Raw genomic sequence first — 12,511 nt, 5'->3', positions numbered from 1 at the left:
TTTTTGCACAAGCCCTTACTACCCCATCCCTCCCTTTTGCAGTGAATGGTTTGCAGTGAATGGATTGCTCCTGTAACGCTTCGCTTTTGGCTGCCCTGCGTTTTGTGGTAAAGCAACTATGCTGAACAAGGCGCAAGTTTTTAACATTGCACAGATGTCTAATATAGTGACATAGTGGCGCGTTTAGCCGATAGGCTAGGCAACGTGAGGTGTTAAGAGGGGAGCCTTCATGAATAATAAGATACTCATTCTGACTATTGGATTGTTGTTGGCCGCCTGTGGTGGCGGTAGCTCTGGCGGCAGTGGCTCGGGTGGCAACCCGGATCCTGACCCGGGTGGATCAGATGACCGTGCAGCACTGTCAGTGCTGTCTAACCGTCCTGATATGGTGTCAGCAGGCGATGTGCTGGTTGAGGTGCTGGTCGAGGACGCCGAGGCCGCTGAAGAGCTGGTGCTGCTGCGCAATAATAATGATGTCAGTGATGTGCTGACTGTCGATCCCCAGAATCCGCTGAGATTTGTCGGACGTGTTGACGGCCTGGCCCTGGGTGAGAACACGCTGAGCACCAATATTGGCAACAGCCTGACGGTGGTGAATCACCCCTCTGGTGGTCCGGTGTTTACCGGGCCGCATCTTCAGCCCTGGAAGTGTCAAGACAGTGCCTTGGATGAAGACTGTAATCAGCCGGTGGAGTACCGCTGGCTATACAAGTCGAGCGGTTTCGGGCAGAGCGGTTTACAGCCCTACGATCCCGAAAACCCGGCAGATGATGTGGCGATGACCACCACCGACGGCGGTGAGACTGTGCCCTTTATCGTGCGGCAGGAGATCGGCTACCAGGCGCGCGACCAGTACACGATTTTTACATTGCATAAGCCCGGCGAGGACTGGACGCCGGTGCAGCCGCAGTCGCAGTGGAACCGACGCCTGCTGGTGACGCACGGTGGCAACTGCCGCGGTGATCGCGACACCAGCTCGCCGCGCACCGATGACTATGCGGGCACCATTCCCGGTAACCCGTTGATTGAACAGTCCTACATTACCGCGTTGGGCTTGGGTTGGTCAGTGTTGTCGACGGCGCAGCTGAATCTCGGCCACAACTGTAATCTGAGCTATCAGGCGGAATCGCTGATGATGGCCAAGGAGCGGTTTATCGAGCAGTACGGCGAGCTGCGGTATACCGTGGGCACCGGCTGTTCCGGCGGCGCCATTACGCAGAATATGATCGCCAATGCCTATCCCGGCCTGTACCAGGGTCTGCTGACTACCTGTACCTATCCCGATGTGATGAGTACCGCCACGCAGTTTGCTGACTATCACATGCTGTTGCGCTATTTCGGTTTGAATGTCGAGAACCTGCAGGACCCCAGCAATCTGCCGGAGTTGATCGTGGCGAGAGACGGCACGATTTACACGCTGCTGGAGCAGAATGCGATCTACGGCCACCTTGCCGGCGTGGTCAATGCCTCCGTGGCTGACACCGCGCTGTTTGCGGAAGCGGTGGACCCTGCCTCAAGTTGCGGCGGGGTCAGCGAAGAGGAGCGCTTTGATCAGGATACGAACCCCAGCGGTGTGCGCTGCGATGTGCTGACGTTTATGCAGAATATGATCGGGCCGCGTGAGCAGTTTCCCGCAGAGGACCCCCGCGACCGCTGGAGCCAGATTGAAAAAGATCTCGGCTACGCGTTTTCGGGATTTCCGCTGGGTAACGAGGGTGTTCAGTATGGCCTGACTGCCCTGCAGCAAGGCCTTATTTCGCCCGCGAAGTTCCTGGCACTGAACACCAATATCGGTGGCCTGGACCCCAGTTTGAACGTGACGGCTGAACGCCTGAAGCCGGACTATCCGGCGCTGCCCAACGCTTACCGAACCGGCATTTTGAACACCATCGTGAATATGGACACGGTGCCGATTATCAATATGACCGGCCCGGACCCCGGTCTGGCGCACGACGCTGTTCATGGCTACTGGGTTCGCTGGCGGCTGGAGCGCGAGTTTGGTCATCGCGATAACTTTGTGCACTGGGGTGGGATAACGCCGCTGGTGGGCGATCTGAGCTATATGAATCAGTCGCTGCTGGCCATGGCGTCCTGGCTGGACGCCATTGAACAGGATACCAGCGATACGCCGCTGGCGCAGAAGATTGTGATCAATAAACCGGACAGCGTCCAAGACCAGTGCGCCTTGGTAGAGGGTGTCGCTGTGCCCGGTACCATGTGTCCGGAAACGCTGATGACGGTATTCGGTACGCCGCGGACCGTGGCGGGTGCCGATAAGCATGGCGATCAGGTGCAGTGCCAGCTTCGCCCCTTCAATCGCAATGACGACTACGGCTTGGGCAATTTGCTGTGGCAGGAGGCCGACTGGCAGGCGTTGGAGCAGACCTTTGCCACGGGGGTGTGCGACTGGAGCAAACGTCCGCTGGAATGGCAGCCAACGATCCCCTGGCTGACGTATCAGGACGATAAGGGCGATGTGATTACCGGTGGCGAGCAGATGACACCGGCGGCTTTCCCTGCCGGCTGGGCAAGCCCGGCATTTTCCGATACCTGGACGCCGGGCTGGCAGCAGCCCTGATTGCGTCTCCGGGCAAGCGGTAAACGCAGCGGGCGGGTCATGACTGACTCGCCCGTTTTCTTATCCCCCTGCCGGAAATAACGCGTTATAGTGCGGGCTGTTTTGCTCAACAATAAGGAACGGATATGTTTAGTCACGTTATGGTCGGCGCGAACGATGTTGCCGAGTCGAAGCGGTTTTACGATGCGATTCTTGGGGCACTGGGTTACGAGCCCGGCGTGATGGACGACCGTGGCCGCTGTTTCTACTTTACTGCCACCGGTGTGTTCGCGATTACCTCACCGATCAATGGCGAAGCGGCCTGCCACGGTAATGGCAGCACGGTTGGCTTCGCCGCCAGCAGCCCGGAACAGGCTGATGCTTGGCACGCCGCAGGCGTCGCCAACGGTGGCACGTCCTGCGAAGATGCACCGGGTGTGCGTGAAGGCGGTTTGGGGCAAATGTATCTGGCGTATCTGCGCGATCCCTCGGGTAACAAGGTGTGTGCACTGCACCGCATTGAAGGGTAATTTCCGCGCATAAAAAAGCCCCGCGCGCGAACTGCGGCGGGGCTGATCATGCCGTTGTCAGACTATTTCAAATCGAAGCGATCCAGCGTCATGACTTTGCTCCAGGCGCTGACGAAGTCGTTGGCAAACTTCTGCTTGGCGTCGTTAGCGGCGTAAACCTCCGCCACCGCACGCAGTTCAGAGTTAGAACCAAAGACCAGATCGACGGGAGTGGCTGTCCATTTCAGCTTGCCGCTGCTGCGATCGCGACCCTCATACAAGCCCTGCGATGAGGACTTGGACCACTGAGTGGACATGTCCAGCAGGTTGACGAAGAAGTCGTTGCTCAGCGTCCCCGGGCGGTCGGTGAAGACACCGTGCTTCACGCCTCCGGTATTGGCATCCAGCGCGCGCAAGCCGCCGACCAGAACCGTCATCTCCGGCACGGTCAGTGTCAGCATGTCCGCGCGATCGACCAGCGCTTCAGCCGGTGACAGGCGGGCGCTGCCGGTAAAGTAGTTCCGGAAACCATCGGCCTTGGGCTCAAGTACCGCGAAGGAGCTCACATCCGTCTGCGCTTGCGTGGCGTCGGCGCGGCCCGGTTTGAATGGCACCGTGACCTCTACGCCTGCATCGCTGGCCGCCTTCTCAATAGCGGCAGCACCGCCGAGAACAATCATGTCGGCCAGTGATACGCGGGTGTCTCCCCACTTGCCATCGTTGAAGTCCTTCTGGACGTTCTTCAACTCGGCAATGACTTTGGCGACTTCAGCCGGGTTGTTGGCGGCCCAGTCTTTCTGTGGTGCCAGTTGCAGACGCGCACCATTGGCGCCACCGCGCATATCCGTGCCACGGAACGTCGACCCCGATGCCCAGGCTGTGCGAACCAGCTCGGGGACGGTCAGGCCGGTGTCAAGAATGGCCGCTTTCAGCTTTTTAATATCCCGGTTACCAATGAGTTTGTGCTCAACAGCGGGAACCGGATCTTGCCAGATCAGGGTTTCCTCTGGCACCAAGTCACCAAGGTAACGTGTGCGCGGGCCCATATCACGGTGGGTGAGTTTGAACCAGGCTTTGGCAAAGGCCAGTTGATACTCTTCCGGATTTTCATGGAAGCGCTTGGCAATCTTGCGGTAGGCCGGGTCTTCTTTCAGCGACAGGTCGGTGGTGAACATGATCGGCGCGTGACGCTTACCTTCCACATGGGCATCGGGCACGATTTTCACCTGATCGGCGTTTTTCGGTACCCACTGCACCGCGCCTGCGGGGCTCTTGGTTTTCACCCATTCAAAGGCAAACAGATTGTCGAGGTACTGGCTGGTCCAGGCGGTGGGGTTGGCAGACCAAGCGCCTTCCAGACCACTGGTAATGGTGTCTTCGGCATTGCCCTTGCCACAGTTGTTCTTCCAGCCCAGGCCTTGCTGTTCAACGGGGGCGGCAGCGGGCTCGGCCTCCAGACATTCTTCCGGCTTGTGCGCACCGTGGGCCTTACCGAAAGTGTGGCCACCGGCGATCAGCGCGACGGTTTCCTCGTCATTCATCGCCATGCGGCCAAAGGTATCGCGAATGTCCTTGGCGGCAAGCAGCGGGTCGGGGTTGCCGTTCGGGCCTTCCGGGTTGACGTAGATCAGACCCATCTGCACGGCGGCCAGCGGGTTTTCCAGCTTGCGGTCGCCGTGGTAGCGCTCGTCGCCCAGCCACTCTTTCTCGGGGCCCCAGTAGGTCATATCGGGCTCCCATTCGTCCTCGCGACCGCCCGCGAAACCGAAGGTTTTGAAGCCCATGGATTCCAGTGCCACATTGCCGGTCAGCACCATCAAATCTGCCCAGGACAGGCTCTTGCCGTATTTCTGTTTGACGGGCCACAGCAGGCGCCGGGCTTTGTCGAGGCTGACGTTATCCGGCCAACTGTTTAGCGGCTCAAAGCGTTGCTGACCGCCGCCCGCACCGCCACGGCCATCCTGAACCCGGTAGGTGCCGGCACTGTGCCAGGCCATGCGGATAAAGAAGGGGCCGTAGTGGCCGTAGTCGGCGGGCCACCAGTCCTGAGAGCTGGTCATCAGTGCTTCGATATCTTTTTTAACGGCGTTCAGGTCCAGTGCCTGAAAGGCGTCGGCGTAGTCGAAGTCCGGGGCCAGAGGATTGGATTCTTCAGCGTGTTGGCGCAGCGGCTGGAGATTGAGTTTTTCCGGCCACCAATTGTGGTTTTTGTTTCCGTCCATGCTCGCTTGGGCGGCCTGGAAAGGCAGGGTCAGTGATATCGCCAATGCCATCGCGGACAGCATTGGACGTGCAGATATCGCCATCGTCAGTCTCCTCAAAAGTTGTTTTTTGTGTTCGCGAGAAGAAGTCTAGTCAAGGCTTCGGGAAAATACGCATTGGAAAGTTCTATAGACAACATTGGCGAATACTATCGAAGCCATTTTTTGTTTTTAAGGCATTGAAATATATGGTTTTTACGGTTTGTTTTTATACTTAAAAACCGGATTTCCAGTCCGTTTGAAAAATACGAATGCGTATCAAGGAAGTGTTAAGTTTGTTCGCTATTAAGGGAGAGAAAAACAGGTGTGATGGGTATAATCGCTAACTCTCGCTGCCATATGGTTCTCTGCTAGGAAGCTGTCCACCTTTTCATGATGAATTCTGAAACACTGCTGGCTATGACTCACCCCGCGCTTGCCTTTGTGATGGGCATTGTGTTCGTGGCGGTGTGGGCGGGGTTTAAGCAGTTTTCGAGCTTTGTCTATTTCGGGCTTGCCTACATCAGTTACGGCCTGGGGATGACATTGCAGACACTGCTTTGGCCCAGTGACGAAGTGCTGAATGTCCTGCTGGCCACGCTGCTGTACTTCGGCGCGGTGTTGCTGTTTTATAACGGTCTGGTGCGTTACGGCGGCGCGAAGCCAAAGTGGTTACCTGTCGCGGCGCTGACGGTGCTGGCACTGGTGCTCAGAATCTATTTCACCGATGTTCTGTCGGACCGAATTGTCCGGATCTATGTGTTGAACGGCTTTATTGCCATCATCTTTGCCCTCGGTCTGTGGCAGATTCGCCAACATTTTCGTCGCTCCGCGCTCGACACGTTGATGTTTGTTTTGACCGGCACCTTCATTGTTGCCGGCCTGTTGCGGTCAATCTGGGCGCCGACGACCCACGAAGACAGTTTTGGCTACGACGGCACGTTTTACTGGCTGCTGACGCAGGTCAGTTTGAATGTGTTTCTGGTGGTTTTCGCGTTGTTGCTGATTCTGGTGGCGGGCAGCCGCGCTCTGGAAAAAATGCGTCTGCTTGGCTGGCACGATGGTTTGACCGGCCTCAGTAATCGCACCGGGTTCCGCGAGAAGGTCGGGCGGCACATGCGCCGCCAGCCGGGTTTTAGTCTGATTCTTATCGATCTCGATCACTTCAAGCAGGTCAACGACCGCTATGGCCACTCCGTTGGCGATCAGTTGCTGGTCCTGCTGGCCGAGCGCATTCAACACAGCACGCGACTGGGCGATGTGTCGGCCCGATACGGTGGCGAGGAGTTCATGCTGTTTTTGCCAAATACCGATGAGGCGGCGGCGGTCGGCGTTGCTGAGCGGCTGCGCCGGGACATTGAGCTGGTCGATCTCGACGCCGTTGCACCGGGCTGGCAGTGCACCGCCAGCTTCGGCGTTGCGGAGTTTCCTCCTGGGCACACCGTCAATGACGCCTATAAAACGGTTGATCGCCTGCTCTACGAAGCCAAATATCGCGGGCGCAATTGCGTTGTTTCCGCTTCGGCTGAGCGCGATGCGCGGTCGATATAAACGACCTTTGGGCGCCTCTTTGCCGCTTGCACTGAAATTGTGCGAGCGGGCTTCAATCCCTCCGCAAGAAGAGTAAGATGTAGTTTGTTAGCCGGGCCCCTGTGGTCCGGCTTTTTTGCGAGAGAAAGGCATGAACGAAAACCCGAGTATTACTATTTCTTCTCTGGACGCCGATCGTCTGGAGACCTTGATTGACTCATTGCCCGACGGGGCATTTCCCGGCCGCGATGCCCTGGAGGCGGAGTTGGCGAGGGCGGAGATTGTCGAACCGAAAGACGTGCCGCCGACGGTGGTCACGATGAACTCCACCGTGCACTTTGAAGTGGAATCGTCATCCGAGTCTTTCTGCCTGACCCTGGTGTACCCCAAGGATGTGGATGACAGCGGCAAGACCATCTCTATTCTTGCGCCGGTAGGCAGTGCCTTGCTGGGGCTGTCTCAGGGTGACAGCATCGCTTGGCCGAAGCCTGGCAGTGGTGAGCTGCGGGTGCGGATTAAAGAAGTTACCTACCAGCCAGAGCGGGCCGGTGAGTATCACCGGTAACCGTTGACACATAGGGGAGCGCGGCCATGGGTCCTTGGGCTTACTTGGGTCTGGCGATTGCGGCGGAGGTGGTGGCCACTTCCGCGCTGAAGGCCAGTGAGGGTTTTTCACGGTTCTGGCCGTCGGCGTTGGTGGTACTTGGCTACGGCCTGTCGTTTTATCTGCTCTCACTCACCCTGAAGTCCATTCCCCTTGGTGTGGTTTACGCCGTTTGGTCGGGGCTGGGCATCGTGCTGATCGCACTGGTCGCTTATCTGATGTACGGGCAGCGACTCGATCTGCCCGCTTTACTTGGTATCGCGCTGATTCTGTCAGGCGTGGTGATCATCCACCGTTTCTCCAGCGTCAGCTGAGACGGTCTTCGGCGGAATATAACTCATTGCCCGCTCGGCCAGCGCAGTAATCGTCAGACTGGGATTGACCCCCAGATTGGCCGACAGCATTGAGCCATCGACCACATACAGATTCTGATAATTGAAGACCCGGTTTTGAGCGTCGATAACGCCGTGCTCAGGGTTGTCTGCCATGGCGCAGCCGCCCATGCAGTGAGCTGTGGTGGGGACATTGAAGGCGATTTCCGACAGCGAACTCAGCGCGATGCCACCCGTGGCCTCGGCGGCTTTCTGCGCAAAGCGATTGGCCTCTGGGATAAACGTGGGAATGGGGTCGCCTTCACTGCACAACTGCTTGGAGAACGGCCAGTACCAGCGGCGCTTCCAGCGCATATTGATGTGGCCGTCCAGGGTCTGCATGACCAGCAGAATCACCGTCTCGCGGGAAAACCGCCAGGGCAGCAGGCTCCTCAGGCCCGAAACGGGTCGGGTAATCAGCAGTCGCAAAATTGCCAGCAGCCAGTAGGCGATGCGGGTCACTCCCGGCTGGCCGCCGGTCAGGACGGTGAACAGGCTGCTCAGCAGGTTCGAGCCATCGGGGTAGCGTACGGCTTCAATGTGGGTGTGAGCGTCGATATGAATGCCTGAGCCGATGGCAATGCCCTTGGACAGATCCTGCTCGGCGCCGGGGTAGCGTACGCCGAGGATAGACTCGGAGTTGGTGCGCACGCGATTACCCAGGTCGTCGGAAATGTTTGGCAGTGAGCCCTGGTCTTTTAGCTGAAACAGCAGGCCTTGGGTGCCCAGTGACGATGCGGCGAACACGACAGATTTCGCCGTGAAATTTCGCCTTGTACCGCCCAGACGAGCAAAGGCGTCGACGGTGCTGACCGTGTAGCCATCGCTGCCATCAGTGCTGTTGCCCGCGGGGCGGACATCGACCACGCGAGTCTCTGCCAGCACCTTGGCGCCCTGTTGCTCGGCGAAATACAGATAGTTTTTGTCCAGCGTGTTTTTGGCGTTATAGCGGCAACCGACCATGCAGCCGCCACAGGCAATGCAGGAGTTTCGGCGGGGGCCTTTGCCGTCGAAGTAGGGGTCGGGGTAGTCACTGCCGGGGGTGTCGGCGTCGTTGCCAAAGAAGACGCCGACGTCGGTGTAGTAGAAACTGTCCCCCACGCCCGTGGCGACAGCCATATCGCGTAACGTGCTGTCGGCAGCCGCAGGCCGTTGGTTTTGAGTGACGCCCAGCATTTTTTTGGCAGTGGTGTAGTGCTGTGGCATGACGCGCTGCCAGTCTTCCAGCCCCGCCCAGTTACCATCCCGCCAGACCGAGTCGGGGGGAACCAGCAAGGTCTGCGCGTAGGTGATGGAGCCGCCGCCTACCGCATTGCCATGTAGAATCAAGGCGTGACGGAACAGGCGCATGCTGAGAAAGCCGCGCAGGCCGAGCAGGGGTTTCCACAGGTAGCGAGCAATGCGCCAGTTGCTCGGCGGCAGGTTCTCCGGTGTCCAGCGCCGTCCCTGCTCAACGACCAGCACCCGATAGCCTTTTTCGCTGAGTCGACAGGCGCTGACGCTGCCGCCAAAACCTGAGCCAATCACAATGTAGTCGTAATCAAATGTTGTCATAACTGCCGTTCTGAATGGGGTGGGCAGCTGCTACGCGCCGCCTTTTTATAAAAAATTCTGAGCGTGCAGTGTAGACAAGGTGGGGCTGTTATTTGCGGACGAAAACTGTTCATTACAGGACGTTCGTCGCGTGTTGCTCAGCTGGCGATGGAGCGTCCCCGAAACTGTTTTGGGGTTTGACCGGTAGAGCTCTTAAATGCCCGCGAAAAATTGGAGTCGCTGTTGTAGCCGCAGGTGCGGGCGATTTTACTGACGGGCTGCTCGGTACTTTCGAGCAGCAATTTGGCGTAGTCCATCGATGCCTGCTGTTTCAGCTCCACGAAGGAGGCGCCTTCGCGCTGCAGTCGGCGAGCCAATGTGCGTTCGGAAATATTGAGCATGTCGGCGGCCTGACAGATGCTCGTACTCTGGCCTTGAGAAAGTCGCGACTGCAGCATCTTCTTCACTTTTGCGACCACCGACGAATGCGCGATGCTGGGATCGCTGTCCTGCAGTTTCAGATAGACCTCGTCAAACGTGGCCTTGTTGTGGGTGAGCAGTGGTTCTTGAAGGTGGTGATGGTCGAAGATGAGCTTGCAGCTCTTTTGTGAGAAGAAGAACTTCGCCTTGAAGTGCTCCTCGTAGGCGCCGATATCGCCAAGCGGTTCGTGGCGCAGATGGACCTGTATGGCGGGCTCGCTCAATCTGGCGAAGTGACGGAAGTTGAGAAAATATCCACAGACGGACTCGTCAATATGGGCCTGCACTGCGCCCATATCCACGGCGGGGTGCAGCAGAATATGCCACTGTTTCCCGACGCTGATGCGCTCAAATTTGTAGGCGGGCATCACAGTGTGAGAAAAATCGATCATCAAGCCGAGAGCCTGCCGGACGTCTTTTGCCGTGAAGGATGCCAGCCCGAACATCCCTCCCGGGATGGTAATCGGAATACAGTCTGCCAGCTGAACGGACAAGGGCGTTCCCGGAAGGGCTATATCCGTGCAGGCCGCGACGAGTTCGCGGAATTGCCAGTCGGTAATGCTGTTCTGTTGTCGAGCTATTTGCGACGGGTCGATCTGGCAGCGGGTGTAGAGGCTTTCAACATTGAATTTTCGGCGCTCGTAGAATTTCTCTGCCAGGTCCAGCAGGGCAATAGGATACGCGCGAGTATTGAGAGCAATAAGCTTGCTGGAGTCACTATTCATGTTGCATGGCCAAGAGTAATTGTTATATGGCCGCCAGTCTGAAACGACCGGGCGTTGGCTTAAAATGAATAGTACGTCGGCTTTATAAATTTGTCTACTTTTTGAAATATTTCTAATAAACAGTGGCTTATGTAATTTTCGGTGTTTTTTCCCGGGCTGGCAGGGTAAGAAATTGCCGTGCTGCGACGCGGTTCTCACTGCTCTGCTTAGCTCTGCCTTGCGGGTAGGAGTGGCTTGTCTGCTGTCTTGATATGAATATTTTTTGTCGGTCAATGATGTTGTCCGCCCGTTATTGTTGTTGAATAAGGGGCGGTGCTGAGCGCTGATGAGCACGTCGCCTTCGAGTGTCACGGGAGGCAATATGACGCACGATTTGGAGAACATGAACCGGCAGGCCACTCAACAGGCGCTGCGGTATATGGGGCACTTTGCGCTGCCCACACTATTGATGACCGCGGGACTGTTTGCCAGTTACGCGATGACGTATTACCTCGCTTTTAACGGCGAGATGCCGCTATCAATCGCGGTATTTGCTGTCGCGGCCATTACCTACATGTCCTATACCCCGCTGCACGAAGCCGTGCACGGGAATATCAATGGTCGACACCGATCACTGAGTTACTTGAATGATGCTTGCGGCTATCTTGCGGCTCAGATCGTCCTTATTCCTTACGCATCGCACCGGGAAGAACATCTGGCGCATCACCGTCATACCAATGTGCCCGGTAAAGATCCGGATTTTATGCTGAAAGACATGGGGCGCAGTCTGTTCGCGTCGGCGCAGGCGGTGCTGCGCTTTTGGTGGATGCAAATGACGTATGCCGTCAAAGGAGGAGTCTCTGCGTCGTCGCGGAATACCCGACTCATTTTTCTCGCGGAGCTCAGCGTGGCACTTGCCTGGCGTGTGGCACTTTTTGTACTCGCTCCCAAGATTATGGCGATCATACAGGTGGGGTACTTTCTGGGGCTGGCGTTTACGACTTACTGGTTTGCCTATCGTCCTCATCTGCCATACGAAGACTCGGCTCGTTATCGCAATACCAATAGCATGGTGTTTCCTCTTTGGGCCAAGCCGGTGGAATGGTTTTGGCTGGGGCAGAACTTGCACTCCATTCATCATGCTTTTCCTCGGGTGCCGTTTTATCGCTACCACGCCTTGTTTAGACGCATCGAAGCGGTGATGAGAGCAAACGGAAATGTCGTCATTGATATCTTCAGTCGACGTCCGCTGAGGCCGCATCACCCGGTGGCTGCCAAGCCGAACAGAGTGTAACGATGACCGTATTTGAATGCTTTGTGGCGGATTATCGACAAATTATCGGCGTAGTTTGTTCTCTACGAAAAGTGATTTTGACGTCGAGCGTTTGGTCTCAGCGTTAACAACGTTGCCCGTTCCACTCCGGGGCCAATTGCCGGGAATCTGCGCTGACAGCTTTCCCGGATTTTTTATCCCAATGATGTCCGCCGGTAAAGGCGGGCAGCGATTCATGAAGAAGGAGACAATAATGACAATAACGCGCCTGACGAAAACCGCCATTGCCAGTGTGTTTATACTGAACGCCAGTATCGCTTCGGCCGAACTGCCCGTGCTCGGCGCGCTGGGCATCGGTGGAGATGGGCTGCTGTCGTCACTCCCCTTGATTGGCGGTGTGCTGGGTGACCCCGTGGGCACCGTCAATCAGCTCAGCGGGTCGCTGTTGTTCGCCAACGGTGGCCGTTCGCTGCTTGACGGCGTGCCTGTACTGGAGAGTTTGCCGGTGCTGGATGGCCGTGGTTTGCCGGTGGTAAGAGATGTTGAGGGCGCGTTGCTGATCGCCGATGGCCTGTTAGAAATTGTACTGTCCAACCACAAACTGGGGGCTGGAATCCCTCTGGCGGGGGCGGGCAGTCTGTCGCTGACAGATGTGCTATTGAACAGTGATCCTGCCTTACAGGCGGTACTGCCGTTCTAGTGTCTTGGGG

General features: G+C 57.2%; 10 protein-coding genes. 7 read left to right on the top strand and 3 right to left on the bottom strand.

The window, feature by feature from the left end; all coding sequences use genetic code 11:
* Positions 1 to 229 precede the first annotated feature (229 nt).
* Both G411_RS0113120 and G411_RS0113115 read left to right on the top strand, forming a co-directional pair.
* A complete protein-coding gene (locus G411_RS0113120) occupies positions 230 to 2,578 on the top strand; it encodes a DUF6351 family protein (RefSeq protein WP_022959677.1) in 2,349 nt (782 codons plus the stop codon).
* A 125-nt stretch (positions 2,579 to 2,703) separates the two neighbouring features.
* Positions 2,704 to 3,087, top strand: coding sequence for a VOC family protein (locus G411_RS0113115; protein WP_022959676.1), 384 nt, complete (start codon positions 2,704 to 2,706; stop codon positions 3,085 to 3,087).
* A gap of 62 nt (positions 3,088 to 3,149) precedes the next feature.
* Here the strand turns inward: G411_RS0113115 and katG are convergent, their stop codons facing one another.
* Positions 3,150 to 5,372: a catalase/peroxidase HPI gene (gene katG / locus G411_RS0113110; protein ID WP_022959675.1), complete on the bottom strand. Its 2,223-nt coding sequence runs from the start codon at positions 5,370 to 5,372 to the stop codon at positions 3,150 to 3,152.
* A 327-nt stretch (positions 5,373 to 5,699) separates the two neighbouring features.
* On the opposite strand from katG, the gene G411_RS0113105 reads away from it, so the two are divergent.
* From G411_RS0113105 to G411_RS0113095, 3 genes are all read left to right on the top strand, one after another.
* Positions 5,700 to 6,857, top strand: a complete 1,158-nt coding sequence (locus tag G411_RS0113105) for a GGDEF domain-containing protein (RefSeq protein WP_022959674.1) — start codon at positions 5,700 to 5,702, stop codon at positions 6,855 to 6,857.
* Positions 6,858 to 6,987: 130 nt separating this feature from the next.
* Positions 6,988 to 7,401, top strand: a complete 414-nt coding sequence (rnk, locus tag G411_RS0113100) for a nucleoside diphosphate kinase regulator (RefSeq protein WP_022959673.1) — start codon at positions 6,988 to 6,990, stop codon at positions 7,399 to 7,401.
* Positions 7,402 to 7,427: 26 nt separating this feature from the next.
* The gene (locus G411_RS0113095) at positions 7,428 to 7,754 is read left to right on the top strand and encodes a DMT family transporter (protein ID WP_022959672.1); all 327 of its coding nucleotides are present in this window, start codon (positions 7,428 to 7,430) and stop codon (positions 7,752 to 7,754) included.
* Here G411_RS0113095 and G411_RS0113090 read toward each other — a convergent pair.
* A complete protein-coding gene (locus G411_RS0113090) occupies positions 7,713 to 9,365 on the bottom strand; it encodes a GMC family oxidoreductase (RefSeq protein ID WP_022959671.1) in 1,653 nt (550 codons plus the stop codon). The two genes, G411_RS0113095 and G411_RS0113090, sit on opposite strands and share 42 nt — an antisense overlap.
* A gap of 137 nt (positions 9,366 to 9,502) precedes the next feature.
* The gene (locus G411_RS0113085) at positions 9,503 to 10,549 is read right to left on the bottom strand and encodes a helix-turn-helix transcriptional regulator (RefSeq protein WP_022959670.1); all 1,047 of its coding nucleotides are present in this window, start codon (positions 10,547 to 10,549) and stop codon (positions 9,503 to 9,505) included.
* Positions 10,550 to 10,910: 361 nt separating this feature from the next.
* Here G411_RS0113085 and G411_RS0113080 point away from each other — a divergent pair, with 361 nt between their 5' ends.
* Positions 10,911 to 11,822 carry a fatty acid desaturase family protein gene (locus tag G411_RS0113080; RefSeq protein ID WP_022959669.1) on the top strand — a complete coding sequence of 304 codons (912 nt, stop codon included), beginning with the start codon at positions 10,911 to 10,913 and terminating at the stop codon, positions 11,820 to 11,822.
* Between the two features lie 232 nt (positions 11,823 to 12,054).
* A complete protein-coding gene (locus G411_RS0113075; protein WP_022959668.1) occupies positions 12,055 to 12,501 on the top strand; it encodes a hypothetical protein in 447 nt (148 codons plus the stop codon).
* The last annotated feature ends 10 nt before the right edge of the window (positions 12,502 to 12,511 follow it).

It is taken from the genome of Spongiibacter tropicus DSM 19543 (assembly GCF_000420325.1).
GTDB lineage: Bacteria > Pseudomonadota > Gammaproteobacteria > Pseudomonadales > Spongiibacteraceae > Spongiibacter > Spongiibacter tropicus.
This window is presented reverse-complemented; position numbering and strand designations above follow the sequence as displayed.

What these genes read in the sequence shown, in the direction of transcription:
- G411_RS0113120 (WP_022959677.1), top strand. Translation starts at nt 230, where the DNA reads ATGAATAATAAGATACTCATTCTGACTATTGGATTGTTGTTGGCCGCC.
- G411_RS0113115 (WP_022959676.1), top strand. Translation starts at nt 2,704, where the DNA reads ATGTTTAGTCACGTTATGGTCGGCGCGAACGATGTTGCCGAGTCGAAG.
- katG (WP_022959675.1), bottom strand. Translation starts at nt 5,372, where the DNA reads ATGGCGATATCTGCACGTCCAATGCTGTCCGCGATGGCATTGGCGATA.
- G411_RS0113105 (WP_022959674.1), top strand. Translation starts at nt 5,700, where the DNA reads ATGATGAATTCTGAAACACTGCTGGCTATGACTCACCCCGCGCTTGCC.
- rnk (WP_022959673.1), top strand. Translation starts at nt 6,988, where the DNA reads ATGAACGAAAACCCGAGTATTACTATTTCTTCTCTGGACGCCGATCGT.
- G411_RS0113095 (WP_022959672.1), top strand. Translation starts at nt 7,428, where the DNA reads ATGGGTCCTTGGGCTTACTTGGGTCTGGCGATTGCGGCGGAGGTGGTG.
- G411_RS0113090 (WP_022959671.1), bottom strand. Translation starts at nt 9,365, where the DNA reads ATGACAACATTTGATTACGACTACATTGTGATTGGCTCAGGTTTTGGC.
- G411_RS0113085 (WP_022959670.1), bottom strand. Translation starts at nt 10,549, where the DNA reads ATGAATAGTGACTCCAGCAAGCTTATTGCTCTCAATACTCGCGCGTAT.
- G411_RS0113080 (WP_022959669.1), top strand. Translation starts at nt 10,911, where the DNA reads ATGACGCACGATTTGGAGAACATGAACCGGCAGGCCACTCAACAGGCG.
- G411_RS0113075 (WP_022959668.1), top strand. Translation starts at nt 12,055, where the DNA reads ATGACAATAACGCGCCTGACGAAAACCGCCATTGCCAGTGTGTTTATA.